The organism is Ralstonia sp. 25mfcol4.1, assembly GCF_900104095.1.
In the GTDB taxonomy this organism is placed as follows: Bacteria; Pseudomonadota; Gammaproteobacteria; order Burkholderiales; family Burkholderiaceae; genus Cupriavidus.
Map to the genome: position 1 here is coordinate 27,736 of NZ_FNJO01000021.1, position 25,827 is coordinate 53,562.

25 protein-coding genes are annotated in these 25,827 nt (G+C 67.3%); 12 read left to right on the forward strand and 13 right to left on the reverse strand.

The window, feature by feature from the left end; translation table 11 throughout:
• Positions 1–192: 192 nt before the first annotated feature.
• The 3 genes from BLQ58_RS26230 to BLQ58_RS26240 all read left to right on the forward strand — a co-directional run bounded on the left by BLQ58_RS26230 (position 193) and on the right by BLQ58_RS26240 (position 1,579).
• Positions 193–621 (forward strand): VOC family protein, encoded by a 429-nt coding sequence (locus BLQ58_RS26230; RefSeq protein ID WP_029051040.1) that lies wholly within the window; start codon positions 193–195, stop codon positions 619–621.
• 85 nt (positions 622–706) lie between these two features.
• Positions 707–910, forward strand: coding sequence for a SlyX family protein (locus tag BLQ58_RS26235; RefSeq protein ID WP_029051039.1), 204 nt, complete (start codon positions 707–709; stop codon positions 908–910).
• 84 nt (positions 911–994) lie between these two features.
• Positions 995–1,579 carry a DUF1439 domain-containing protein gene (locus tag BLQ58_RS26240; RefSeq protein ID WP_029051038.1) on the forward strand — a complete coding sequence of 195 codons (585 nt, stop codon included), beginning with the start codon at positions 995–997 and terminating at the stop codon, positions 1,577–1,579.
• Between the two features lie 18 nt (positions 1,580–1,597).
• Here the strand turns inward: BLQ58_RS26240 and BLQ58_RS26245 are convergent, their stop codons facing one another.
• The 3 genes from BLQ58_RS26245 to BLQ58_RS26255 form a co-directional block, all read right to left on the reverse strand.
• Positions 1,598–2,494 carry a DMT family transporter gene (locus BLQ58_RS26245; protein WP_049815868.1) on the reverse strand — a complete coding sequence of 299 codons (897 nt, stop codon included), beginning with the start codon at positions 2,492–2,494 and terminating at the stop codon, positions 1,598–1,600.
• A 355-nt stretch (positions 2,495–2,849) separates the two neighbouring features.
• Entirely contained in the window at positions 2,850–3,722 is an 873-nt protein-coding gene (locus BLQ58_RS26250) for an NAD-dependent protein deacetylase (protein WP_049815867.1), read from the reverse strand.
• Positions 3,719–3,928 carry an oxidoreductase-like domain-containing protein gene (locus BLQ58_RS26255; protein ID WP_049815866.1) on the reverse strand — a complete coding sequence of 70 codons (210 nt, stop codon included), beginning with the start codon at positions 3,926–3,928 and terminating at the stop codon, positions 3,719–3,721. The genes BLQ58_RS26250 and BLQ58_RS26255 overlap by 4 nt, the downstream gene beginning before the upstream one ends.
• A gap of 200 nt (positions 3,929–4,128) precedes the next feature.
• Between BLQ58_RS26255 and BLQ58_RS26260 the strand changes: the two genes are divergently transcribed.
• On the forward strand, positions 4,129–6,462 hold the full coding sequence (locus BLQ58_RS26260; protein WP_029051035.1) for a patatin-like phospholipase family protein: 2,334 nt from the start codon (positions 4,129–4,131) through the stop codon (positions 6,460–6,462).
• Positions 6,463–6,702: 240 nt separating this feature from the next.
• Complete coding sequence (locus BLQ58_RS26265) at positions 6,703–7,551, forward strand: IclR family transcriptional regulator domain-containing protein (protein WP_029051034.1); 849 nt, start codon at positions 6,703–6,705, stop codon at positions 7,549–7,551.
• A gap of 16 nt (positions 7,552–7,567) precedes the next feature.
• On the opposite strand, the gene BLQ58_RS26270 is transcribed toward BLQ58_RS26265, so the two are convergent.
• Positions 7,568–8,362 (reverse strand): flagellar brake protein, encoded by a 795-nt coding sequence (locus BLQ58_RS26270; RefSeq protein ID WP_029051033.1) that lies wholly within the window; start codon positions 8,360–8,362, stop codon positions 7,568–7,570.
• 231 nt (positions 8,363–8,593) lie between these two features.
• On the reverse strand, positions 8,594–9,499 hold the full coding sequence (locus tag BLQ58_RS26275) for a LysR substrate-binding domain-containing protein (protein WP_049815871.1): 906 nt from the start codon (positions 9,497–9,499) through the stop codon (positions 8,594–8,596).
• Positions 9,500–9,636: 137 nt separating this feature from the next.
• Between BLQ58_RS26275 and BLQ58_RS26280 the strand changes: the two genes are divergently transcribed.
• On the forward strand, positions 9,637–10,260 hold the full coding sequence (locus BLQ58_RS26280; protein WP_029051031.1) for a LysE family translocator: 624 nt from the start codon (positions 9,637–9,639) through the stop codon (positions 10,258–10,260).
• On the opposite strand, the gene thpR is transcribed toward BLQ58_RS26280, so the two are convergent.
• Genes thpR through BLQ58_RS26295 form a run of 3 tightly spaced genes read right to left on the reverse strand, consistent with a single transcriptional unit; the run spans position 10,244 to position 12,918 of the window.
• Positions 10,244–10,792, reverse strand: coding sequence for an RNA 2',3'-cyclic phosphodiesterase (gene thpR, locus BLQ58_RS26285; RefSeq protein ID WP_029051030.1), 549 nt, complete (start codon positions 10,790–10,792; stop codon positions 10,244–10,246). The two genes, BLQ58_RS26280 and thpR, sit on opposite strands and share 17 nt — an antisense overlap.
• A 3-nt stretch (positions 10,793–10,795) precedes the next feature.
• Positions 10,796–11,359, reverse strand: a complete 564-nt coding sequence (locus BLQ58_RS26290; protein ID WP_049815865.1) for a methylated-DNA--[protein]-cysteine S-methyltransferase — start codon at positions 11,357–11,359, stop codon at positions 10,796–10,798.
• Positions 11,356–12,918: a DNA-3-methyladenine glycosylase 2 family protein gene (locus BLQ58_RS26295; protein WP_049815870.1), complete on the reverse strand. Its 1,563-nt coding sequence runs from the start codon at positions 12,916–12,918 to the stop codon at positions 11,356–11,358. The genes BLQ58_RS26290 and BLQ58_RS26295 overlap by 4 nt, the downstream gene beginning before the upstream one ends.
• A gap of 189 nt (positions 12,919–13,107) precedes the next feature.
• Here BLQ58_RS26295 and BLQ58_RS26300 point away from each other — a divergent pair, with 189 nt between their 5' ends.
• Complete coding sequence (locus BLQ58_RS26300) at positions 13,108–15,975, forward strand: M16 family metallopeptidase (RefSeq protein ID WP_049815864.1); 2,868 nt, start codon at positions 13,108–13,110, stop codon at positions 15,973–15,975.
• A 319-nt stretch (positions 15,976–16,294) separates the two neighbouring features.
• Positions 16,295–16,666 (forward strand): hypothetical protein, encoded by a 372-nt coding sequence (locus BLQ58_RS26305; protein WP_029051029.1) that lies wholly within the window; start codon positions 16,295–16,297, stop codon positions 16,664–16,666.
• Between the two features lie 114 nt (positions 16,667–16,780).
• Here the strand turns inward: BLQ58_RS26305 and BLQ58_RS26310 are convergent, their stop codons facing one another.
• From BLQ58_RS26310 to BLQ58_RS26320, 3 genes are all read right to left on the reverse strand, one after another.
• The gene (locus BLQ58_RS26310) at positions 16,781–17,326 is read right to left on the reverse strand and encodes a hypothetical protein (RefSeq protein ID WP_029051028.1); all 546 of its coding nucleotides are present in this window, start codon (positions 17,324–17,326) and stop codon (positions 16,781–16,783) included.
• Between the two features lie 44 nt (positions 17,327–17,370).
• On the reverse strand, positions 17,371–18,528 hold the full coding sequence (locus BLQ58_RS26315; RefSeq protein ID WP_029051027.1) for an acyl-CoA dehydrogenase family protein: 1,158 nt from the start codon (positions 18,526–18,528) through the stop codon (positions 17,371–17,373).
• Between the two features lie 124 nt (positions 18,529–18,652).
• A complete protein-coding gene (locus BLQ58_RS26320; protein ID WP_049815863.1) occupies positions 18,653–18,985 on the reverse strand; it encodes a hypothetical protein in 333 nt (110 codons plus the stop codon).
• A 384-nt stretch (positions 18,986–19,369) separates the two neighbouring features.
• Here BLQ58_RS26320 and BLQ58_RS26325 point away from each other — a divergent pair, with 384 nt between their 5' ends.
• The 3 genes from BLQ58_RS26325 (at position 19,370) to BLQ58_RS26335 (ending at position 22,223) form a co-directional block, all read left to right on the forward strand.
• Positions 19,370–20,683: an MFS family transporter gene (locus tag BLQ58_RS26325; RefSeq protein WP_029051025.1), complete on the forward strand. Its 1,314-nt coding sequence runs from the start codon at positions 19,370–19,372 to the stop codon at positions 20,681–20,683.
• 85 nt (positions 20,684–20,768) lie between these two features.
• Positions 20,769–21,713 carry a LysR family transcriptional regulator gene (locus BLQ58_RS26330; RefSeq protein ID WP_029051024.1) on the forward strand — a complete coding sequence of 315 codons (945 nt, stop codon included), beginning with the start codon at positions 20,769–20,771 and terminating at the stop codon, positions 21,711–21,713.
• A gap of 33 nt (positions 21,714–21,746) precedes the next feature.
• On the forward strand, positions 21,747–22,223 hold the full coding sequence (locus BLQ58_RS26335; protein ID WP_029051023.1) for an aminoacyl-tRNA deacylase: 477 nt from the start codon (positions 21,747–21,749) through the stop codon (positions 22,221–22,223).
• A 17-nt stretch (positions 22,224–22,240) separates the two neighbouring features.
• Here the strand turns inward: BLQ58_RS26335 and eutC are convergent, their stop codons facing one another.
• Together eutC and BLQ58_RS26345 are read right to left on the reverse strand one after the other, a co-directional pair.
• Entirely contained in the window at positions 22,241–23,059 is an 819-nt protein-coding gene (gene eutC, locus BLQ58_RS26340) for an ethanolamine ammonia-lyase subunit EutC (protein WP_049815862.1), read from the reverse strand.
• A 19-nt stretch (positions 23,060–23,078) separates the two neighbouring features.
• Complete coding sequence (locus tag BLQ58_RS26345) at positions 23,079–24,461, reverse strand: ethanolamine ammonia-lyase subunit EutB (RefSeq protein ID WP_029051021.1); 1,383 nt, start codon at positions 24,459–24,461, stop codon at positions 23,079–23,081.
• Between the two features lie 182 nt (positions 24,462–24,643).
• On the opposite strand from BLQ58_RS26345, the gene BLQ58_RS26350 reads away from it, so the two are divergent.
• On the forward strand, positions 24,644–25,741 hold the full coding sequence (locus BLQ58_RS26350; RefSeq protein ID WP_049815861.1) for an AI-2E family transporter: 1,098 nt from the start codon (positions 24,644–24,646) through the stop codon (positions 25,739–25,741).
• The last annotated feature ends 86 nt before the right edge of the window (positions 25,742–25,827 follow it).

Genomic DNA, 25,827 nt, shown 5'->3' on the forward strand with positions numbered 1-25,827 from the left:
CGAGCCGGTCCGGCGCCCGAAACTCGTAACCTTGAATTGTGACATGGCACGGCGTCAGCGCCAAACGCGGGGCCGCCGAAAATAAATGTGGACATCGTACAGACCGTCGTCTAGTCTTTTGTGGACGGCGTACACAAGCGCCGCTTCGCACAACGCCCGGGGCTGCCGGGCCCAACCCAGCAGGAGATGTCGATGTCTTCGAAAGTCCAGTCGTACCTGTTTTTCGATGGTCGCGCAGAGGAAGCGGCCGAGTTCTACAAGACCGCCATTGGCGCCAGGGTGGAAGGGTTGATGCGTTTCAAGGATGCCCCGCCCGACGCGGGCCCTGGCTGCGGCCCGGCCGCCGTCAGCGGCGACAAGGTCATGCACATGGCCCTGCAGATTGGCGATACCACGATCATGGGGTCTGACGGCGAGAACAAGGGCCAGGCCGAATTCAAGGGCTTTGCGCTGTCGATCACGGTGGCCAGCGCGGCCGAAGTGGACAAGACCATCGGTGCGCTGTCGCAGGGCGGCAACGTGGTGATGCCGGCCGCCCCCACGTTCTTCAGCGAACGCTTCGGCATGGTGGCCGACAAGTTCGGCATCACGTGGATGGTGCTGGTCGCACCCAAGCAGTAACGGCGTCGCGCGTCTGATCCATCGGCCTCCGGCTGGGCACGGCGTAGCATCCCCTACAATGCCGCACCCAACCGGAGAATCGCTGATGGAATCCCGCCTGACCGATCTCGAAATCAAGGTCGCCTTCCAGGAGGACCTGATCGAGACGCTCAACCTGACCGTTGCCCGCCAGCAGCAGCAGCTCGACCTGCTGCAGGCCCAGTTTCGTGCGCTCTACCAGCAGGTGCGCGCCGCCGCACCGTTGGGCGCCGAGGGCAACCCGCAGCACGAGATCCCGCCGCACTACTGAGTCTGACCGGCGCATGAGGCACAATCCGGAACGAACTTCGCGATGACCGGGTCACACCGGCTATCGACCGACCATTCCGCATCCATGCCCCTGACCGCCCCGTCTTTGCGCCCCGCTCGTCACCTGCGCCATTTCCTGGCCGTGGCCATCGCCGCCACAGCCCTTGGCACGGCCCACGCCGGCTACAACGTCTGGACCGGCGAGTACACCTTCACCAAGGCCGAACTGCAGAGCGCCGTCGACAAGAAGTTTCCGACCACGCTGCGCTATGGCGAGCTGGTCAGCGTGCAGTTGTCGAATCCACGGCTGGTGCTCGACCAGGCCACCAACCGCGTGACCACGCAGATGGACGCGGCCATGTCCAACACGATCCTTCCGGCGCCGCCGGTCAACGGCACGATGTCGCTGAACAGCGGCGTGAAGTACGACCCCACCCGCCGCGCCGTGCTGCTGGACAATCCCACCGTGCAGGACGTGCAGGTACAGGGCATGAGCCAGTACACGCAGCAGCTCAACGCGATCGGCGCCGTGGTGGCCGAACAGTTGCTCAAGGACTATCCGCTCTACACGTTCAAGCCCGAGGAACTGCGTTTCAACGGCAAGGATGTGCAGCCGGGCGCCATCACCGTGACACCCGCCGGCATCAGCGTGAAGGTGGATCTGCGCTGATCCTGCGCGATCCCCGCGCTAACGCGCGGGCCGGAACACCAGCGCCAGGCCCGCCGGTATCGCCACCATGCCGACCAGCGCCAGCGGCGCGGGACGATTGCCGAGAAACAGGTAGTCCAGCAGCACGGTGGCCGGCGGCACCAGGTAGAACAGGCTGGTGACGTTGACGAGGTTGCCGCGCTGGATCAGCCGGTAGAACAGCAGCGTGGCTGCCACCGAGATCACGATCCCCATCCATAGCAGCGGCACCAGGAAACCTGCCACCACTTCGAAGCGGAACGGCTGGAAAGGCAGGCACGCCACGCACATCAGCAGCGCCACGGTGTATTGCAGCGGCAGCACCTCCATCGGCGCCTGCTTCACGCCCTTCTGCCAGACGGCGCCGGTCGTCATGCAGGCCAGCGCACCCAGTGCGCAAACCCAGCCGCCGGCCGACAGCCGCGCCGCCATCAGGCTGTCGGCCACGATCATGACCAGCCCGCCCAGCGCCAGCACCAGTCCGGCCATCCGCACCGGCGAGACGCGCCGCTCGGACCACAGCAGCGTCAGGATCGGCTGCACGCCCAGCACCGTGGCCAGCACCCCCGGCGTCATGCCGAAATCCAGCGCCAGCAGGTAGCAGATCGAATAGCCGCCGATCATCAGCGCACCCGCCAGCGCGACGCGGCCACGGGTGCCGGCAGCCGGCAGCAGCCGGCGCCGCAGCAGCCCGATCGACGCGAGCACGCCGAGCGCGATCACGAAGCGCAACGTCAGGAAGGCGAAGGGCGAGGCGTGGGCCAGGCCCCAGCGGCTGAAGATCGCACCGCCGCTCCACAGCAGCACGAACAACGGGGTGGCGCCATGTGCGGCCAGCAGGCACGCACGCGTTTGCGTGGCAGCCCCTGCCGCCACGGCATCTTTCTGGAAAGTCATGATTGGGTCCTGTCGAAACCACGCAGGCCCCGGCGCGTGCTGACGCAGCGGGCGTCGGCACGTGATCCATCAGGAAAGCCGGGGACAAAAGGCGGCGGAAATCAGCCGCGAGGGGGCGCCGTCGGAGGCGCCATGGGCGGCGCGAACGGGGGAGGCGCGACAGGACCGGCACCGAGCAGACCGCGCTCGCGCGCTGGCAGGCCGCACGGTTCGGCGGCGGCGGCAGCAACAGCGATGGTGGAGAGGGCTCGGGGCGTCATGGCGTGATCGGTAGATCGGATGTCAGCCTTGCGGAAGCAAGGGCGGCGCACAGGCGCCGGCAACGGTCAGATCCTAGCCGTGCCGGCTCGTGCGGTCAATCGGCTTCGAGCCCCAGCGACACGGCCAGCGCGGCCAGGGCCGGCCCGATCGGGGCGGAGATCTTGGCGGCCAGCAGCGGATCGGCACGCGTGGTGCCCAGGTTCAGCGCCGCGATCGGCAACCCGCGCTCGGCCGCCCACAGGCAGAAGCGGTAGCCCGAGAACACCGTCAGCGACGAACCGATCACCAGCATGCCATCGGCCATATCGAGCGCCCGGCGGCCCGCGTCCACGCGCTCGCGCGGCACCGATTCGCCAAAGAACACCACGTCCGGCTTGAGCACCCCGCCGCAACGCTCGCAATCCGGCACCGCGAAATTGTCGAACAGCGGCGACTCCAGATGCGCGTCGCCATCGGCCGCCGGCAGCGCGGATACATCGTGGAAATCGGGGTTGTGCAGCCACAGCCAGCGTTGGATATCGATGCGCCGATATGGCGTGGCGCACGACAGGCACACCACCTGGCCGATGCTGCCGTGCAGTTCGGTCACATCGCGGCTGCCCGCGCGCTGGTGCAGGCCGTCCACGTTCTGGGTGACCAGACCCGCCACGCGCCCGGCATCGCCCAGGCGCGCCACCACCCGGTGGCTGATGTTGGGCTGCGCGGCGTCCGCCACGGGCCAGCCCACCATGCTGCGCGCCCAGTACCGCTGGCGCGCGGGATGCCCACTCAGGAACGCCGTGATCGTCATCGGCGCGGAACGCTGCCAACGGCCCTGTTCGTCGCGGTAGCCAGGAATGCCGGAATCGGTGCTGATACCGGCGCCCGTCAGCACGAACAGCCGCGGATGGCGTTCGACAAAGTCGAGCAATGCCGCGCCGGGGCCGTCGCGGTGGTCGCGGTGGTCGCGGTCTGCGGCGTGGCTCACGGATTCACCTTGACGCGCCCGACCTGGCGCGCTTCCCACGCCTTCAGCTCCTGGCGGTAGCGATCCATCTCGTCGTTGTAGAAGTCGAACACGCACGGATCGCAGCCGCTCTGGCAGCACTCGTTGTCGCCGGGGCGTTCGGGCGGCAGCGGTTTGGGATCATCGGGCGGGGGGAAGGAATCGGCGGCAGACTCGGCGGCGGACACGGCAGGACAGTGGAAGAACAGAACCGCGCCAGTATATGACGCCCGCCCCGATCAGGGTCTTTGGTCCAATGCATGGCGAGGCAATCCCTGATATGCAGGAAACCGGGGCGATATTGAATTGTTTCGACAAGGCTGTGCCGGGCTGGGCGCTGCTGCTAGTGTGGTGCGCCGAACCGGTACACGGCGGACTGCCAATTGCCATGGTCACTGCCACGCGCGTCACTTCCGCATTGCATCGGTCCGCCGCAGGCCTGGCGGCCATGCTGGCCTGCGCGGCCGCCATCGCGGCCGACGCTGGCCGCGCGCTATTGCCGCCGCCCAACCCGGCCCCCACCGCCCCGCCGGTGCTGACTCCCGCCACGCCCGACCAACCTGTCGCCCGCCCGGCGCTTCCGCCACATCCGGATGGACGGCCGCGCATCTGCGTGGTGCTGTCCGGCGGCGGCGCACGCGGCGCGGCGCATATCGGGGTGCTGAAGGTGCTGGAATCGCTACGCGTGCCGGTGGACTGCATCGCCGGCACCAGCATGGGTTCGCTGGTTGGCGGCGCATACGCCACGGGCATGAGCACCACCGATATGGAAAAGCTCGTCGGCAGCCTGTCGACCGATGCGCTGTTCAAGGAACGGCCGCCGCGCCAGGACCTGGCCATTCGACGCAAGATCGAGGATCACACCAACCTGGTGACGCCCGAGATCGGGGTACGGTCGGACGGGCTGCTGCTGCCGAAGGGGGCGGTATCGGGCGTGCAGCTCGAAACCGTGCTGCGCCAGCTTGCCAACGCTCCAGGCTATCGCGATTTCGACTCGCTGCCGATTCCCTACCGCGCCGTGGCCACCGACCTGGTGGCCGGCACGCCGGTGGTTTTCAGCGAGGGCGAACTGGCCAACGTCATGCGCGCCAGCATGTCGGTGCCTGGCGCGGTGGCGCCCACCGAGTACGAAGGCAAGCTGCTCGTCGATGGCGGGCTCACCGACAACCTGCCCGTGGACGTGGCGCGTGCCATGGGCGCCGACATCGTCATCGCCGTGAACCTGGGCACACCGCTGATGAAGCGCGAGGAACTGACCTCGCTGATCGGCGTCACCGGGCAGATGCTCAATATCCTGACCGAGCAGAACGTGCGCACGTCGCTGGCGTCGCTGAAGCCGACCGACATCCTGATCGAACCGGCCCTGGGCGATTTCTCGGCGGGCGACTTCAACCACCTGCCCAAGACCATCCCCATCGGCGAAGCGGCCGCCCGACGCGTGGCCGACCGGCTGTCGGCGCTGTCGCTGCCGGAAGACAAATACGCGGCCCTGCGCGTCGCCCAGCGCGCCCTGCCGCCGCCCGACCTGCGCCCGGTCGACGAAATCCGCTTCGCCCCGCTGGATCGCGTCAACCCGGCCTTTGCGGCCGCCACCATGGAAACCCGACCCGGCGAGCCGATCACGCAGGCCACGCTGGACCGCGACATGCGGCGCCTGTTCGGCACCGGGGACTTCGAGCACGTGAACTATCGCTTCCTGGAGGAACCGGGCAAGCGCGTGCTGAACGTGGATGCCGTCGAAAAGAGCTACGGTCCCGACTACCTGCGCTTCGGGCTGGGCCTGAGTTCGGACTTTCGTGGCAACGCCTACTTCAACCTGCTGGCCAGCTATCGCCGCACCTGGCTGAATTCGCTCGGCGCCGAATGGCGCAACGACGTGCAGGTGGGGCAGACATCGAGCCTGGTCAGCGAGTTCTACCAGCCGCTCGATACGCGCCAGCTGTTCTTCGTGGCGCCGCGCATCGAACTGGAACGCCGGCCGGTCAACGTGTTCAGCGGCGACAGCAAGATCGCCGAATACGACCTGCGCCGCACCGATTTCGCGTTCGATGTGGGCAGCCAGTTCACCAAGTACGGCGAAGCCCGGCTGGGCGTGGTGATCGGGCATCAGAACGTGTCGCTGTCCACCGGGCCGGAATCGCTGGCGCCGACCGCCGGCAGCGACGTGCAGCGGCGGGCCATCACGGGCCGGCTGCTGTTCGATCAGCTGGACAGCATCAACTTTCCGCGTTTTGGCTATGGCGGATCGATCAACGTGTTCTCGTCGCAGGCCGGCATGGGCGCCACCGATACCTACACGAAAGGCGAACTCACGGCGACCGGCGCGTATTCGTTCGGGCGCAGCACGGTGAACCTGGGCATCCGCGCCGGCAGCAATATCGGCGGGCCGGGGCTGCCCCGCTACGACCTGTTCCAGTGGGGCGGCTTCCTGCAGCAGTCCGGCTACAGCACCGGCCAGCTGATCGGCGGCAATATCCAGTTTGCCCGGCTGGTCTACTACAACAAGCTCGTCAAGCAGACGCTGCTGGAAGGCGTCTATGCCGGGGCGTCGGCGGAAATCGGGCGCGTGGGCGCGCCGCTGGTGGCTGGCAGCCCCACCGGGGCGCTGAAATCGGGATCGCTGTTCCTGGGCGTGGACAGCCCGATCGGCCCGCTTTACCTCGCCTACGGGCGGGCGGCCGGGGGCCACTACGCGTTCTACCTGTTCCTGGGCAAGCCGTAGCCTGCCCGGTTGGGTAGTGCCTGCGCCACAAAGTGCGGCGCACCGAACCCCCACGTTAGTTGTATGTAATGTCTCTGTGCGGCTCTCTATACTCGATCCTGTTGGTTGGACCCCCGTCCTCCTGACACCCCCTTCCCCGGTCGCCGCTCCAATCGGCGACATTTTTTTGTCTGGAATTCGGAAATCTGCGTGCCGGGGCGTTAAGATGCGCGATTATCGAACAGCGCATCGCCCCCCGCCATGGACGCCCCCAATCCCATCCATCTCAAGCCAGCCCAGGCCGACACCGTCCGCGCCGCCCATCCGCCGGCCGATATTCTCAACAGCTTTGCCGGGGATCCGAATTTCATGCTGTCGCTGGCGCGCGGCCTGACGGTGCTGGAGGCGTTCTCCGAGCGTAAGCGGCCGCTGACGATCTCACAGGTGGCCCAGCGCACGCAGCTGTCGCGCGCCTCGGTGCGGCGCTGCCTCTATACGCTGGAGCAACTGGGATACGTGAGCCAGCAGGACGGGCACTTTGCCTTGCGGCCGCGCGTGCTGCACCTGGGACATGCCTATTTCTCGTCGACGTCGCTCGTCTCGTCGGCGCAGCCCATCCTCGACACGCTGAGCGCACGCGTCCACGAGACGTCGGCGCTGGCCATCCTGGACGGCATCGACATCCTGTACCTGGTGCGCTCCGAGGTGCATCGCGTGCTGACCCATGCGCTGGGCATGGGCAGCCGGTTGCCGGCCTATTGCACGTCCACGGGCCGCCTGCTGCTGGCCCACCAGCCCGACGCCGTGCTCGAAGCATTCTTCGAACATGCCGAGCTGCGCCCGCGCACGCTGCTGACCAAGGTCTCGCGGCCGGAACTGGAAGCGGCGTTCCAGCGCGCGCGCGAACTGGACTATGTGCTGATCGACGAGGAACTGGAACCGGGCCTGCGGGCGATTGCCGTGCCGGTGCGCGCCCAGACGGGCATGGTGGTGGCGGCCATCAGCGTGAGCGTGAAGGCCAACAAGGTGTCGGAATCCGAAATGATCGCGCGGCTGCTCGGCCCCATGCGCGAGGCGGCAGCCGCGATCGGCAAGCTGGTAGGAAGCTGATTGACCCCGCCGGGGCTCAGCCCCGGTGCGCCAGTTCCAGCTGGAACACCAGGCGCTGCAGGAAGTTTTCCATGCGCCCGTCCGGATTCAGGAACGCGCAGCCGTAGTGGTGGACGGTGTTGTCGTCAAACCCGACCAGCCAGTGGCCTACCACCTGCATGTCCAGCTCCAGGCGGCCCAGCTCGGCAAAATCGAGCCGGCATTTCTTGATGACCGTGCCCACCGGCAGCTGGTCGGCGCCCACCTGGCGCGAGCGCAGGCCCACGCCCGACAGCGACAGATCGGCGATATCGAGTTGCAGCGTGGTCTTGTCGGCCGACGCCGGCAGCACGACCTCGCAGCGATAGCCCTTGGTCAGCAGCGTGCGCGCGCGGAAATGGCGGCGGCGCTGGAAGTGGTAGAGCTTCTCGGGGAAGTCGGCGATAAACGCCGGGCCGCCCTCGAAACGCGTGGCACCGGGCGTGCCCACCACGAAGTTCACCGGTACGCCACGCAGCAGGCCGGAAAAGGCATTCTGCTCCGACCCCATCAGCGCCTGGCGCTCACCATCGGCGCGGCACCAGTCGAAAATGAACGTCTTGTTGGCCGGATCGACGTGCAGGATCGACGTCACGATCTCGGAGCCATTGCGCGAGCGCACGTTCAGCAGGCATTTCTGCCACGCCATGTCGCGCAACACCGTGCCGATCTGCGAGCTGTGCGTCAGCCGGTAGCGTTCATCCGACTGCGCAGCGTCCCGCTCGTCGGACTCGTCCTCGAACTGGGACAAGGATTGGCCTGCCTGCGGCCCGCGGGGATCTTGAAGACTCATGGAATACGCTACGTCTAATAGTGGTTGCGCCGCGGATCGCCAGGGCGGGCGGGCAATGGATCTGTCAGCGCGCGGCGCGCCAGCCGCCGCATGGTAAGCGCGCCACCCAAGCGGCGCAAGCATATGCCATGGCCTTCGGCAAAATACGACGTAACTTTAGGAACCGACTTCGGTGGGGTAGCTTCCGCTGCGCTTTCGGCGCCGTTGCCCCATGGCGGGTGCGGCGTTGTTTCATCGGCCGGCCGGCGCGTCGGTTTGCCCCCCAGGCGCCCGCGCCAGTTCGGCTCGCAGCCAGTGCAACAGGGCCGCGCGGCGCGGGTCCCTGGCAAACGGCACTGGCGATATCAGGTGGTACGCCGACCCGTCGGGCACGAATCCCCGGGGCGCGCTCAGCCGGCCATCGGCCAGTTCGTCGGCGGCCATCCACTCCGATGCCACGGCCCAGCCCAATCCGGCAGCGGCGGCCTGCAGGCTCAGGTAGAAGTGTTCGTACCAGGCGTCGCGCTGGCTGCCGGGCCCGTCCGGCGCGCCTGGCAAGGCCTCCCCGGCGCTGCAGGCCCATCGCTGCCAGGCATCGGGGCGCGTACGGGTATGGAGCCTGACCGCATCGGCCAGCCCCGCCTGCGCCAGATCAGGACGGCAGACCGGCCCCACCCGCTCGGGCGCCAGTTCGCTGCTATGCCAGCGTGGATCGAATGCAAAGTCGTTACGCCGCAGTGCAACATCGATGCCTTGCGCGGCAAAGTCCACGGGGCCGCCGGCCGCCATCAGGTGCAGCGGAACGTCTGGATGCGCTTCCGAGAAACGGCCGAGCCGGGGGATCAGCCAGCGCATGGCGATGGTGGGCTCGCACGACAGCACCAGCGCCGCGGCCGGCGTCGGCGCGCGGATCCGTTCGGCTGCCGCCGCCAGCAGATCCATCGACTGCGTGGCCGCCGCATGCAGCGTCTGGCCAGCGTCGGTCAGGAATACCGCCCGGTTGCGCCGCTCGAACAGGGGCACGCCCAGCGCGTCTTCCAGCTGCCGGATCTGGCGGCTGATCGCGCCGTGCGTCAGGTGCAGCTCTTCGGCCGCGCGCGCGAAATTCTGGTGTCGCGCCGCCGCCTCGAAAAAGCGGATCCAGCCCAGCCAGTGCATCGAAGCCATGCGATCAGTCAGTTTTACTCACGGAATTGCGCCAGTATAAATCGCTTTGCGTACCCATTTCTGCGAGACAGAATGGCGCCTGCCGCGCACCCCCAGCGGCCGCCTTCCACAACGAAAACTAACCAGAAATGACCCCCCTCGCCGAACTTGCCGCCGTCGCCACGATCACCGTTCTCGCCGTCATCAGCCCCGGGCCCGATTTCGCCATGGTCACCCGCAACAGCTATCTGTTCGGCCGGCGCACCGGTCTGCTGTGCGCGCTGGGCATTGCGCTGGGCGTACAGGTGCATGTGGCCTATACGATGCTCGGCGTGTCGCTGCTGATTGCCCACGCCCATGGCGTGCTGTCGGTCATCAAGCTGCTGGGCGCCGGCTATCTGATGTGGATCGGCATCCAGACACTACGCAATCGCAAGGCGATCACGGTGGACACCACGGCCGCGCCTGACATTTCCGGCACGGCGGCATGCCGCATGGGCTTCCTGACCAACGCGCTGAACCCGAAGACCACGCTGTTCGTGGTCAGCACCTACACGCAGGTGGTCAGCCCCCATACCCCGCTGGCGGCGCAGTTCGGCTACGGCCTGTTCATGTCGCTGGCGCACCTGGTCTGGTTCGGCATTGTCGCGTGGTGCTTCGGCTCGCCGACGCTCCGCGCGGCCATGCTGCAGCGCCAGCGGCTGCTGGACCGGGTCATCGGTACCACGCTGTGCGGACTTGGGGTGGCGCTGGGCGTCAGCAACCTGGGCTGACGGCCCGATAGGTGTCGCGCACAACGTGCCGGGCGCCGTCCTTGCCAAGAAAGCTCTCGTAGAGCAGGAATTGATCGACTTGCCACGGTGGCGCCGCGAGGTCGCGGAACGCGCCGAGCCAATCGCGCAGCAGCGGCTCCGGCGCGCGCGGACGGCAGCGCGCCAGGGTCAGATGCGGGCGGAAGCGACGCGGATCGGGCGCGATGCCGTGGGCTTCCAGCACCGCGCTGGTCTGATCGACCATACCTTGCAATGGCGCCGACTCGGCCAGCCCGGCCCACAGGATCGAACCCTGCCGCCCGCGAAAACGGCCCACACCACGGATTTGCAGCACCATGGGTTCGACGGCCACGCCCCGCAGCGCGTGCGCGATGGCCGTCGTGACCGCTGCATCGCACTCGCCCAGAAATCGCAGCGTCAGATGCAACTGCGCGGCTGGCGTGGGCCGGATATCGCGATGGGCCGGCAGGGTTTGCAGCAGCGCGTGCGCCAGCGCGGCCGGTGTGTCGATCGCGATGAAAAGCCGCGGCACCGTTCAATAGAGCGCCAACGCCGCCTGAGCCGCGCGCGCGTGGCCGGGCTGACCCGGGCCATTGCCATCGTCGCCCGCTTGCAGCACGCCCTCCAGTCCCAGCAGCGCGCGCTTCCGATCGACCCCGCCGGCGTAGCCTGTCAGCGCCCCCGACGCGCCCAGCACGCGATGGCACGGCACGATGACCGACAGCGGATTGCGGCCCACCGCCCCACCTACCGCGCGTGAATGGCTCGGCGGCAGGCCGAGACCGGCGCCGAGTTGCCCGTACGTCGATGTTTCGCCAAATTCGATGTCACAAAGCGCTTGCCAGATTCGTTGCTGGAACGCACTGCCGGCAAACCGGATCGGCACGGTAAACGTTTGGAGCCGGCCGTCGAAGTAGGCGTCGAGTTCTTCCGCCGCCTGCGCCAGCACGCGTGCATCGGCATCGGATGCCGGCGCCGTGGCGCGTGCCTGGCCGGGGTGGTACTTCTGCCCCGCGAAGAACACGCCTGTCAGCAGGCCGTCTTGCGCGCGCAGCAGGATGTCGCCCAGCGGGCTGTCGATGATCTGATAGCTGTTCATGCTGCTTCTTCCTCGCTGTCCTCGATGTTGCTGTTCCGGATGTCGATGCTGTCGGCGCCGGCGCCCGGCGTCTGCGCAGCGTCCTTGATTTGCTCGTAGCGATGCCACAGGTGGATCGCCGCATAGGCGCGCCACGGCGCCCATTGCGCGGTCCTGGCCTGCATCGCCCGCACGGTGCTGACGTCCAGCACCTTGCGCAACGCGTAGTCGGTGCCCGGAAACGCATCGGGCCATCCCAGCGCCCGCATGGCCACGTACTGCGCCGTCCAGTCGCCGATACCGTCGATCGCGCACAGCCGCGCGACGGTGTCCTCGGGCGCCGCGTGCGGGTCGAGGCGGATCTCCCCGGCCGCCACCTGTCGCGCCAGGGCCCGGATCGCGCGGATCTTCGGCACCGACACGCCGGCCGCCTGGTAATCGGCATCGGGCAGCGCGGCCAGCGCCTGTGCGGTCGGGAAGGCATGGGTCACGGGCGCCGCCTGGGTGGCATCGGCGGAACTCGCCAGGCCGGCCAGCGCCTGCGGCGGCAACGGCTCGCCGGCGATACGCACCAGCCGCGCCAGGATACGGCGCGCCTGGATCACCGAAATCACCTGTCCGACGACGGCCCGCACCGCAATCTCCAGCCCGTCGAAGGTGCCCGGCAGCCGCATGCCCGGCGTGCCGGCCGCCAGTTCGCCCAGGTGCGCGTCAACGATGTCGGGACGGCAGCCCAGATCGCAGAGGCGGCGCACCTTTCCCAAAGCCTGCGGAATCACGTGCGCCAGCGAACCGGACAACGTTACCCGCACCACCGTGCGCTTCGGCACGTGTTCCAGCCGCACCCAGCCAAGGTGCCGGTGGCCGCCCGCGTCGATGGCAATCGTGCGCGTATAGACCCCGGCGTGGCATTGGTCGATGCCGTCAACAGCCCGCACGGCGAGGAATCCGAGCCATTCGGCCCAGGCCAGCGGCGGACGATAGCCCAGTTCGAAAACCAGGCGATCGGCCATGCCATCGGCCGCGCGCTTGCGCATGGCCAGTGGCGTCAGCCCATACCGCTCCTTGAGCACGTCGTTGAAGCGCCGCACGCTGCCAAACCCGGCCGCCAGCGCCACTTCCGTCACGGGCAGCGCGGTATCGGTCAGCAGGCGCTTGGCGAGCAGCAGCTTCTGCGTCTGCGCGTACTCATGCACCGACACCCCGAACTCCGCGTCGAACAGCCGGCGCAGATGGCGCTCGGTCACGCCGATGCGCGCGGCCAGCTGCGCCACGCCGGCACCGGCCATGAAGCCTTCGTCGATCAGCGTGGCGGCGGCCTGCGCCAGCCTTCCGGAGATGTCCGCCAGCCCATGGCCCGGGGCCAGTTCCGGCCGACAGCGCAGGCACGGCCGGAAGCCATGCTTTTCCGCGGCCGCCGCGGACTCGTAGAACGTGCAGTTTTCGCGCTTCGGCGTGCGCACCGCGCAGATCGGCCGGCAGTACACGCCCGTGGACGACACGCCTACGAAGAAGCGTCCGTCGAAACGGCGGTCATGTGACGCAATGGCCTTGTAGCAGGTGTCGGGATCGAGTTCCATGGCACGCATCCTACGCCAGTGCGGCGCCTTGAATGCGCTGGAATCGGACATTCTCCTGAAGCCATTCTGAAGGAAAGACGACGTCACTTTGCGCCCGATTCTGAAAGTGCGGTCGGCCGCGTTGCACGGCGCGCCGCTGAGGCTAGAATCTGCTCACCTGCGGCGTTGCATGCCGCCTCTGGAGTCTGCATGAACCGTCGTCGTCCCGTTGCCGGCATGACCCGAATCGCCGGGATTGCCGTGGCCATCGTCTGCGGCCTGAGCGTCCCCGACGTCCACGCGGCGCGGACCGGTCCGCTGGCTGCCCCCCCGGCCGCCGCGCCGGCGGCACGCGCCACACCCGTCACCACCGTCGAAGGCATCACCGAATACCGGCTGCCCAACGGACTGCGCATCCTGCTGGCGCCCGACGATGCGCAGCCCACCACCACGGTCAACATGACCTATCTGGTCGGCAGCCGCCATGAAAACTACGGCGAAACGGGCATGGCGCACCTGCTGGAACACCTGCTGTTCAAGGGCACGCCGTCGCTGCCGGGCAAGACCATTCCGACCGAATTCGCGCGGCGCGGCATGCAGTACAACGGCACCACCAACCAGGACCGTACCAATTTCTTCGAGACCTTCGCGGCCAGCGAGGACAACCTCGACTGGGCGCTGCGCATGGAGGCCGACCGCATGGTCAACAGCTTCGTGGCGCGCAAGGACCTGGACAGCGAGATGACCGTGGTGCGCAACGAAATGGAGATTGGCGAGAACAATCCCATGCGCATGCTGCAGCAGCAGATGTACGCGGCCGCCTACCGCTGGCACAACTACAGCAAGGCGGTGATCGGCGCGCGCAGCGACGTGGAGCGCGTGGGCATCGACAACCTGCAGGCGTTCTATCGCCGTTACTACCAGCCCGACAACGCCGTGCTGGTCGTCACGGGGCAGTTCGACGCGGCGCGCACGCTGGCCCGGATCGAACAGGCCTTTGGCGCGATTCCGCGTCCGACACGCGTGCTGCCGCCCGAGTACACGGTCGAGCCGGCCCAGGAAGGCGCGCGCGAGCTGACGCTGGTGCGGCCGGGCGACAGCAGCATCGTGTCGGCGATGTATCACGTGGCGCCGGGCGCGCACCCCGACATCACGGCGCTGGACATGCTGGCGGTCATCCTGGCGGACACGCCGGGAGGCCGGCTCGAACGCAGCCTGGTGGACACCCGCAAGGCCGCGTGGCAGGGGTCGTTCTTCACCTCCATGAAGGACCCGGGGGTGATCCAGTTTGCGGCGGGCACCAGCAGGGACCGTCCGATCGGGCCGGTGCGTGATGCGCTGATCGCGACGGTGGAGGGCATCGCGACGCAGCCCGTCACCGACGAGGAAGTGGAGCGCGCGCGGGTGCGCCTGCGCAATGCCTACGAGAAGACGCTCAATGATCCGGCCGCCTACGGCGTGGCGCTGTCCGGTGCCATCGCCAAGGGCGACTGGCGGCTGTTCTTCATCAACCGCGACCGCGTGGAGACCACCACCCGGGCCGACGTGCAGCGCGTGGCCGAAAACTACTTCCGCCCCGCGAACCGCACGGTGGGCGAGTTCGTGCCGGGAGACAAGCCGCAGCTGGCCGCCATCCCCGCCGCGCCCGATCTGGCTGCGCTGACGCAGCACTACACGGGCAAGCCGGCGGCGCAGGCCGTGGCCACCTTTGATCCGGCCCCGGCCAATATCGACGCCCATACCGTGCGCCAGACGCTGCCCAATGGCATGCAGCTCGCATTGCTGCCCAAGCCCACGCGCGGCGGCGCGGTCAACGGCACGCTGATCCTGCGCATCGGCAACCTGCAGGCACTGCAGGGCAAGAATGCGGTGGGATCCATGACGGGCGCCATGCTCGACCGCGGCGCCGGTGCGTTCACGCGGCAGCAGATCGCCGACCGCTTCGAGGCGCTGAAAGCCAACGTGTCGATCTCGGGCAGCGACGAACGTGTGACCGTGCGCTTCGACACGCGGCGCGAATACCTGCCCGACCTGCTGGCGCTGCTGCGCACCGTGCTGCGCATGCCGACCTTCCCCGGTAATGAACTGGAGACGTTGCGGGCCAGCAGCGTCGCCGGCATCGAAAGCCAGCGCAAGCAGCCCAACGCGCTGGCGCCGAATGCCCTGGGGCGTCACGGCAATCCGTATCCGCCGGGCGACCCGCGCTACACGCCAACGTTTGACGAAAGCGTGGCCGAACTGCGCGCCGTATCGGTGGCGGACCTGCGCGATTTCCATGCGCGCTTTTATGGCGCGGAGCATGCGCAGCTGGCCATCGTTGGCGATTTCGACGCCGATGACGCCATTCGGCAGGCCGCATTCCTTTTTGGCGACTGGCGCGCCCAGGTACCGTTCGAGCGGGTGGACCGGCCGTTCGTGGCGATTCCCGCCACCGACTTCACGCTCGACACGCCGGGCAAGGCCAATGCGGTCTACCTGGCCTCGCAGCCGGTGGACCTGGTCAGCGATTCACCCGACTACCCGCTGATGCTGATCGCGAGCCGGGTGTTCGGCGGCACCGGCATGCGTAGCCGGCTGGCCGACCGCCTGCGCCAGCTCGACGGCATCAGCTATGGGGTGTCCAGCTCGCTGTCGGTCGGCGCGCTCGACCGCGCCGGCCGGTTCGGGCTCTGGGCGGCCTACGCCCCGCAGAACCTGCCCCGCCTGCGCAAGGCCGTCGACGAAGAAATGGCGCGCTTTGTCCGCGACGGCGTCACGGCCAGCGAAGTGGCCGAGGCCGCCAGCGGGCTGTTGCAACAGGGCATGGTCAGCCGCACGCGCGACGGCGCACTGGCCGGCGCGCTGGCCAACCAGGCGTACCTGGGCCGGACCATGGCGCACACGGCGGCCATCGAGGAAGCCATCCGCACGGCCACCCCCGCAGCCGTCAACGCCGCGATCCGCCGCTACCTGGGCCCGGCCATGCTGACGCAGGCATTCGCCGGCGATTTCGGCGCGACTGCGACGGCGCCGACCGCGGTTCCTGCCGAGGCCGGGACGCCGGCGGCGGCCGCACCGCCGGACGCCAGCAAGCCCTGAGCCGGCGGGGCGCCACGCGCCGCACAGCTTGCACAGGCCGCCGGGGCCGTGTGAGCCGCTGGCGTCTTATGTGCGCTTGGCCCCACACCTGCCCTTGCCTTACGTGCCCCTGCCTCGCGGGCCCTTGCCTCACGTGCGATGGCCTCACGGGCTCCTGCCTTACGTGCCCTTGCCTCACCTGCCCTTGCCTTACGGGCCCCTGCCTCATGTGCCCTTGCCTTACGGGCCCCTGCCTCATGTGCCCTTGCCTTACGTGCCCTTGAGACAAGTGCTCGAACACTGTATATTTATACAGTCTTTCTTGAGACTTGAGGTGTGGATGTCAATTGTGCGAGCTGGCAGCAAGGCGGAAGCGCTCAGGCTTCTGGCCTCGGAGCAGGCGCTTGGGCTTGAGCTGGACTATGAGACGGGGTGGCAGGACGCCATCGAGCTCGGCCGGCTTGGCGAGAAGCGCGGCATCAAGGTGCAATACCGCGGACAGGAAAGTATCGCCGTCCGCACACCTGAAGCCCTGCAGGCGGGGCTGGGCAGGCCCAAGACCACGTTCCGGCAACGCAACCTGTACTGCCAGTTCGACCTTGGCCTGCTGGCCGACCGGGACTTGCTGGATCTGGAAGCCAAGGCAACGCGCTTTGGCGACTACATCCTCGCGGGCCATCTGCTACGCGAAGTCGACACGGTCTGGGCCTGAGCCCGGATTCTGCGCGGGCAGCGTCACCGCGCGATGACAGATGACCCGCTGACTGCCCGGCTGGACTGCCAAGGGTGGACTGCCCCGGCTGGACTGCCGGGCTGACTGCCGGATTTACTGCCAGACGCGCGTGGCACCGGCCCAGCGGGCGGCTGCGGACACGTGCATCAGCGCACAGTCGGCTTCCGTGGCAGGCATCGGAGGCTCGGCAGCGGTCGTCACGTTGGAGCACAGCACGGCCGTGACCAGCGTCTTGATATGGCCGCGGCCGCTATCGGCCAGCGCGACCAGGCGGTCGTAGCCATCGAGCACGATCAGGCTGTCGCCCGCACGCGGATCGAGGTCCAGCGAATAGAGATGGTCGCATTCGCACCGCATGGTGCCGCCGGCCACCGCCACGACGATGGCACTGGGCAGCGCCAGCCCGCAATCGCGTACCGCCTGGTGAAGGCGGTCCAGATGTGCCTGGGCGCGATAGTCGCGGGCCGAGTGCGCCGGCTCGGGGCCGGTCGAAAGTGCCATCAGCGTATCGGCCGACACGACCAGCGTGTAGGCCTGCAGCGTGGTGCGATACGTGGCCACCACGGCCCGGAGCCGATGCACCGCGCCGTGGTCTGCAGCGGCCGTCCCCTGTGGGGCCGCAACCTGGATCTTGCTCATCCTGTCTCCTATCCCCTCGGGTCGGTCCGCTGCTGTCAGCCGGATCAGTCGCGCAGCAGCTGCTTGGCGATGATCAGTTGCTGGATCTGCGTGGTGCCCTCGTACAGGCGCAGCAGGCGCACGTCGCGATAGAACCGTTCGGCCTTGTATTCGGCGATGTAACCGGCGCCGCCGTGGATCTGCACGGCGCGATCGGCCACGCGGCCCACCATTTCGGTACAGAACATCTTGGTGCAGGACGCCAGCATGCTGACCTCGGGGTCGCTCTGGCCGGCCGGCTTGGCGTCGTAGCGGTGCGCGCAATCGCGCACCATCGACAGGCCGGCGTACAGTTCGGCCTGGCTGTCGGCCAGCATGGCCTGGATCAGCTGGAAGTCGCCAATCGGCTTGCCGAACTGCTTGCGCTCCTTCGCGTAGGCGACGGCATCGGTAATTAGCCGATGTGCCATGCCGCAAGCCAGCGCAGAGATATGGAGGCGGCCACGGTCCAGCACCTTCATGGCGGTCTTGAAGCCCACGCCCGGCACGCCGCCGATGATGTTTGCGGCCGGCACGCGCACGTTTTCCAGAACCACGTCGCACGTCTTGGTGCCGCGCTGGCCCATCTTCTTGTCAGGCTTGCCCAGCGAGATGCCCGGGGTGTCGGCCGGCACGATGAACGACGAAATGCCCGAGGCACCCTGGCCGCCCGTGCGGGCCATCAGCGTGAAGGCGCCGGCACGCGGCGCGTTGGTGATGAACCGCTTGGTACCGTTGATGACGTAGTGGTCGCCATCGAGCTCGGCACGCGTCTGCAGCGATGCGGCGTCCGACCCTGCGTTCGGCTCGGTCAGCGCGAAGGAGATGACCAGCTCGCCGCTGGCGATCTTGGGCAGGTAGGTCTGCTTCTGCTCCTCGGTGCCATCCATCAGGATGCCCTGCGAGCCAATGCCCACGTTGGTGCCGAAGACGGAGCGGAACGCGAAGGCCGTATGGCCCAGGTCATAGACCACATCGCATTCCTGCGACATCGACAGGCCGATGCCACCGTAGTTTTCCGGAATGGAGATGCCGAACAGGCCCATCTCCTTCATGTCGGCCACGATGTCGGCCGGCACGTCGTCGATTTCCTCCAGCGTGTCTTCGGCCGGCTTCAGGCGCTCATCGATGAAACGCTGCACGGAGGCGCGCAGCAGGGAAAAGGATTCGGCGTCGAGGGCCATGACAGTCTCCGGGTGAGTCGGTACGACAACAATGGCCGCCAATGGTACGCCGACCATCGATTTTGACAATCCACGCCAACTTGTACAGAACCGTCAAGATAATTTGACAATCGCCCGACAAGCCCTAATGATCACATTTCTTGCGGGCCAGCGTTTCCCGCGTGTAGCCATGGCCCACCCGCAGTTGGTGCTCGATCTCGTCGGCCTGGTCCAGGCAGGAAAACACGAGGTCGTCGCGGAATTTCTGGGTCACGCCCTTGAGCCGCGGGGCGTCATAGGAAATCTGCCGTGCCCGGCAGCGCAGGAACAGCAGCGTCTCCTCGGAAGCCGTCCGCAATTGCGCCTGGTTGATGCGCTGGCACTGCACGAGGTTGGGATCGCCCTCGGCAAGTGCCACCGCGGCGGCCAGCCACAGCAAAGGTGCCAGCAGGAACGGCAGGAGGCGCGGATTGGACATGGACAGGGGCGTTGAAAGACGGCGTTCAGAATCGCCCTGCATGATTGCGCAGCCGCGCGGCCCACGCAAGTTGGCTTGGTGACGGAGGTCACACCGGCCAGGATTTTCATGTCGGGTGGGCGCGCTTTGTAAAAACTCTTTCCAGCCAATCGGACAATGCGGCGCAAAACCGCTGGTGGCAAGGCATTTGCAATATGCCAGGGCAATTGCGAAAGCCGCCCCCCTTGGGTGGCTGGCCGTTCCGCGCTACGCTAGCCGGGCACACGGGCCCGACCTGCGACGCCCCCAGGCCGGCTTGGCGGTTTTGCCGGCCTTCGTCGTACCTCGCTCTCCTCGTCCGTATCCAGCGGCGCCCCCGCCGCCAAGTCAAGAACAGAAGGTCCTATGACAGACATCGCCTCCTCCGCCGTCAACGGCACGGCACCCTCCCCCGAAGAAACCAGAAAACGCGTCTTTGCCATCGTGGCCGCGTCGTCGGGCAACCTCGTGGAGTGGTTCGACTTCTATATCTATGCCTTCAGCGCGATCTATTTCGCGCCGGCCTTCTTCCCGAAAGGCGACCCCACGGCACAACTGCTGAACACTGCCGGGGTGTTTGCGGCGGGCTTCCTGATGCGACCGATCGGCGGCTGGCTCTTTGGCCGTATCGCGGACCGTAACGGCCGCAAGAATTCGCTGCTGATCTCGGTGGTCATGATGTGCTTCGGCTCGCTGCTGATCGCCTGTCTGCCGACCTACGAGACCATCGGCAACTGGGCGCCTGCGCTGCTGCTGGTGGCGCGGCTGCTGCAGGGCCTGTCGGTCGGCGGCGAATACGGCACCACCGCCACCTACATGAGCGAAGTGGCGCTCAAGGGCCGACGCGGCTTCTTCTCGTCGTTCCAGTACGTGACGCTGATCGGCGGCCAGCTGCTGGCTGTACTGGTCATTGTGCTGCTGGAGCAAATGCTGACCGAAGCGGAACTGAAATCCTACGGCTGGCGCATCCCCTTCGTGGTCGGCGCCATCACCGCCGTGGTGGCCCTGCTGCTTCGCCGCACGCTGCATGAGACCACCACCGCGCAGCAGCGCAACAGCAAGGGCGCCGGCACGGTGAGCGAGATCTTCCGCCACCACAAGGCCGCGTTCTTCACGGTGCTCGGTTATACCGCCGGGGGCTCGCTGATCTTCTACACGTTCACCACGTACATGCAGAAGTTCCTGGTCAACACGGCCCACCTGCCGATCAAGACCACCAGCTACGTGATGACGGTCTGCCTGTTCCTCTACATGTGCATGCAGCCGCTGTTCGGCGCGCTGTCCGACCGCATCGGCCGCCGCCACAACATGATGCTGTTCGGCGCGCTGGGCTCCATTGCCACGGTACCGATCCTGACCGCGCTGAAGACGGTATCGAGCCCCGAAATGGCCGGCCTGCTGATCTGCGTGGCCCTGGCCATCGTCAGCTTCTACACGTCGATCAGCGGCATCGTGAAGGCCGAAATGTTCCCGCCGGAAGTACGTGCGCTGGGCGTGGGCCTGGCCTATGCCATCGCCAATGCGCTATTCGGCGGTACGGCCGAATACGTGGCGCTGGCCCTGAAAAAGGGTGGTCAGGAGGACGCGTTCTACTGGTACGTGACCGGCATGATGGTTATTGCATTCCTGGTCAGCCTGCGCCTGCCGCGCCAGGCAAAGTACCTGCATCACGAGCACTGACGCCGGCGCCGGGACGCGCGCCGCTGCCGTCATGGCAAACTGGGGGGCCTTCGGGCCCCTTTTTCATTCCCGCGCCTGTCTCGTCATGGATCTCAACGCCCTGCGCCTGTTCGTCGATATCGTCGACGCGGGCAACCTCAGCGCCGCCGCGCGCAAGCTCAAGATGACGCGCGCCAATGTCAGCTACCACCTCAAGGCGCTGGAGGAGGAACTGGGCGTGCAACTGCTGCGCCGGACCACGCGCCACGTGGAGCCCACGCCCGTCGGCGCCGGGCTCTACGAGCACGGCCGCAACATCCTGGGCGAAGTCGCCGCCGCCAACGCGCTGATCAGCAGCATGGGCAAGAGCCTGCAGGGCCATGTTCGGCTGTCGGTACCCACCGGCCTGGGGCACGCCATGCTGTCGCCGCTGCTGGTGCAGTTCAAGCAACGCTATCCCGACATCACGCTCGACGTGGTGTTCGACAACCGCATCCACAACCTCGTGTCCGAGGATGTCGAGGTGGCGCTGCGCATCATTTCGACGCCGCCAGATTCGGTCGTGGCCACCGAGATCGGCACGGTCGACTGGATTGTCTGCGGCGCGCCCGCCTATCTGGCGGGCCGGCCGAAGCCGGCGGTGCTGGCCGACCTTGGCGCCCATGCCATCGTCTGCGCATCGCCGATTGGCCAGAAGCTGAAAGCTTCGGGTATCCGCCACGCCACCGGGGAGCGCGAACAGGTGGTGCTGGCGCCCACGCTGAGTTCCGAGAACTTCGCGTTCCTGAAGGATGCCGTGGTTGGCGGGCTCGGCCTCGGCATTTTCCCGCTCTATGCGGTGGGCAAGGATCTCGCGGATGGCACGCTCGTGCCGCTGCTGCCCGACTATCGCATCAGCGTGTTCGGCAGCAAGCTCTACATGCTGACCATGCCCAACCGCTACCAGACCATGGCCACGCGCTATCTGCTGACCTTCCTCAAGACCGAGCTGCAGGCAATCTGGCCTCGCATGCGCGGCGACAGTGCCTATAGTGAGAACACTCAGGACTAAACCGCGCCCACCCGCGCGGGAAGGAAGACGATCATGGCAATGGCAGGCACCCTGGCTGGCCGGCTCAGCCGCATGAACAGCCGGTTCGACATCATTCGTCACCCCTACAGTCTCAGCAGCATGGCCACGGCGCACGCGGCACATGTACCGGGGCACCGTCTGGCCAAGACGTTGCTGCTGGAAGATGAAGGCGGCTACGTGGCCGCCGTGATCCCGTCGAACCACCATCTGCAGCTATCGGTCCTGTGCGAAATGACGGGCCGCAAGCTGGTGCTGGCGCATGAGGACGAAATCCGCGAAGTCTTCAAGGATTGCGATCTTGGCGCCATCCCGCCGTGCGCGATGTCGTACGGCATGCAGACCTATGTCGACGAAAGCCTGTTCGCCGAGCCCGAAGTCTGGTTCGAGGCGGGCGACCACCTGGAACTGGTTCACATGGACCGCGACCAGTTCATGATGCTGATGGAGGACGCACAGCGCGGCAGGTTCTCGCGCGTGATGATGTCGTAGCCCTTCCCCCTGGCGCATCACGTCCCTGGCAGCGCCGCCGCACCGGCGGCGCTGTCGTCTTTCAGGTCCACCCCGGACCGCCCCAGCGCCACGGCCCCACGTAGCAAAAACGCCAGACGATCAGCCGCCTGCGCGTAGGGAAGCCCTTCCGGGCGCACGTTCGAGATGCAGTTGCGCTGCGCGTCGGTACGACCCACGCGCGGATCGTAGGTCAGGTAGATGCCGAGACTGTCCGGCGAACTGAGCCCTGGGCGCTCGCCGATCAGCATCACCACCTGCCGCGCCTGCAGCCGTTCGCCGATCTCGTCGCCCAGGGCCACGCGTGCCTGCCGGGCCACCACGACCGGGCCGGTCCGCCAGGCCGGCAGCCGCGCCAGCACGGCCTGCAGCAGCGGCACCGCGTGGCGTTGCGCCGCCAGCGCGGACAGGCCATCGGCAATCACGAACACCACGTCGTACGGTTGGGTATCGGCCCGGGTATCGTCCTCGGTATCAGCCCCGGTATCGGCCGCCAGCGCGGCACGGCTGGCGTCGTCGAGCCGGCGGCCCAGGTCCGGGCGACGCAGGTACTGGTCTCGGTCGTGCGCGGCGCTGTGGACATGCACAGCGGCCAGCCCGGCAGCCTGCAGCGCCGCCTCGATGGAATGGGCATCCAGCGGCAGGTGTACCGCATCGCGTGCCTGCGCGTGGGCCAGGCCGAACGCCAGCACGGTTTCGGTGGTCTGGGCATGGCCGGTACGGCCGATGGCCACGCGGGCGCGCGTGAACTGGCGAAGGCGTTGCCACGGATCTTCGGCATGAGGGGGATGCTCCGGGGGGGCTGGGTGGTTCGGCATCGGCGTGTCCTCGGTCTGGTCAGAGCGATTCGGCCATCGTCAGCAACGGCTGGCGCGCGGTGGGCGGCAGCAGGCGGCCGGCGCTGTCCAGCATGCCCATGCGCTGCAGCCACGCCTCGAACTCGGGGGCGGGCCGCAGGCCCAGCACCTCGCGCAGGTACAGCGCATCGTGGAACGACGTGCTCTGGTAGTTCAGCATGATGTCGTCGGCACCCGGCACGCCCATGATGAAGTTGATGCCGGCCACGCCGAACAGCGTCAGCAGCGTGTCCATGTCGTCCTGGTCGGCCTCGGCGTGGTTCGTGTAGCAGACGTCGCAGCCCATCGGCACGCCCAGCAGCTTGCCGCAGAAATGGTCCTCAAGGCCGGCCCGGATGATCTGCTTGCCGTCGTAGAGATACTCGGGACCGATAAAACCCACCACCGTATTGACCAGCAACGGCTCGAAACGCCGCGCCACGGCATAGGCGCGGGATTCCATGGTCTGCTGGTCGATTCCATGGTGAGCGTTGGCCGACAGCGCGCTGCCCTGGCCGGTCTCGAAGTACATCACGTTGTTGCCAACCGTGCCGCGCGCCAGCGACAGCGCCGCCTGGCGTGCCTCATCCAGCAGCGCCAGCGAGATGCCGAATGCCGCGTTGGCGGCCTGGCTGCCGGCCACCGACTGGAACACCAGATCAACGGGCGCGCCCTGTTCCATGGCCCGCAGCGTATGGGTGACGTGGGTCAGCACGCACGATTGCGTGGGCACGTCGTAGCGCGTCCGGATATCGTCGATCAGCTTCAGCAGCGTGACGATGGCGCCCAGGTTGTCGCCGGCCGGATTGACGCCGATCGTGGCGTCGCCGCACCCGTAGAGCAGCCCATCGGCGATGGACGCCGCGATGCCGCGCGGGTCGTCGGTCGGATGGTTGGGCTGCAGCCGCACGGACAGGCGGCCGGGCAGGCCGATCGTGCCGCGAAAGCGCGTCACCACCTGGCACTTGCGCGCCACCGCCACCAGGTCCTGGTTACGCATCAGCTTGCTGACGGCCGCCGCCATTTCCGGGGTGATGCCGGGTGCCACCCGGGCCAGCGTGGCCGAATCGGTCTCGTGGCGCAGCAGCCAGTTGCGGAAGTCGCCAACTGTCAGGCTGGCGATCTCGGCAAAGGCCGCCGCGTCGTGGCTGTCGACGATCAGCCGCGTGACCTCGTCGTCCTCGTAGGGAATCAGCGCCTCGGTCAGGCAGTGGGCCAGCGGCATGTCCGCCAGTGCCATGCGGGCGGCCATCCGTTCCTCCTCGCTGGCGGCGGCGATGCCGGCCAGCGCGTCGCCCGAGCGCGCCGGGCTGGCACGGGCCAGCAGCGTGCGCAGGTCGGCAAACACATGCCGGCGGACGCCGACGGTCTGGGTAAAGGCCATGGCAGGCGGTCTCCTGGCGCGGCAGCGCCGTCTTCTGCTCCCCAATATAGGCCACGGCGACGACGCAAGTTCCGCGCCCGGCGCCGGCAAGATCGCTTGTCTGCGCAAGCTGTCTTGCCATTGTTACGCGCCACGTCGACAATCCGCCTACTCATTCCAATTCAATCGTGCTCAGCCGAGACATGCCGCAGCTGGAAAACCCGGAAGACCGCGCCAACGATGGCGCCCTGAACGACGCCGCGTCCTCATCCTCAACCTCCCCGTCATCGGCCTGCCCGCGCCTGCCACCAGGAAGCTGGTTCAGCGTCACGGTGGTGTCATATGTCCTGACCGCCGGCGCGCTGCTGCTGGTCATGCATGCGAACCTGGTGGCGGCCCTGCTGGCGGGGCTGCTGCTGTATTCGCTGGTCGACGTGCTGGCGCCCCGCCTGACCCATTCCCGGCGCGATGCGCTGGCCGTGGCCATCCTGTCCGCCATCATCCTGCTGGCCCTGACTGGTGGCATCTGGGCGCTGGTGCATTTCCTGAACGTGGACAGCGCCACCGTCGAGCGGCTGCTGGACCATGCCGCCGACATCATCGACCAGTCCCGTACCCAGCTACCCACCTGGCTGAGCGATTACCTGCCCAGCGGCACCGAGGAGCTGGTCACCACGCTGCTAGGCGCCATGCGCGAGCATGCCCAGATGGCGCAGCGGCTGGGCACCGATATCCTCCGCACCCTGCTGCACATCGTGCTGGGCCTGATCATCGGCGCGATGGTCGCGCTGTACCGCGCCATTTCGCGGCCCAACCGCCGGCCGCTGGCCGGCGCGCTCATCAACCGCGCGCGCACGCTGCAGCAGTCGTTCGCCCAGTTCATCTTCGCCCAGATCCAGATCTCGTCGATCAACACCATCCTGACGTCGATCTACCTGCTGGTGGCGCTGCCGCTGTTCAACCAGCACCTGCCGCTGTCCAAGACGCTGGTGGCCATCACCTTCATTGCCGGGCTGCTGCCGGTGCTGGGCAACCTGATCTCGAACACGGCCATCGTGATCGCGTCGCTGTCGGTGTCGCTGCCGATCGCCATCGTGTCGCTGTTCTTCCTCGTGGTGATTCACAAGCTCGAATACTTCCTGAACGCCCGCATCATCGGCGCGCGTATACAGGCGGCCGCGTGGGAGCTGTTGACCGTGATGCTGGTGATGGAAACGCTGTACGGCATCCCCGGCGTGATTGCCGGACCGATCTTTTACGCCTACGTGAAGCGCGAGCTGACGAACTCGGGGCTGGTGTAACCCGCCGCGCCAAGTCACTGATTCCATTGGGAACGGGTACGCAGCAACTGGTACGACCAATTGCGGCCGGCGGCGCAGGCAGCCCG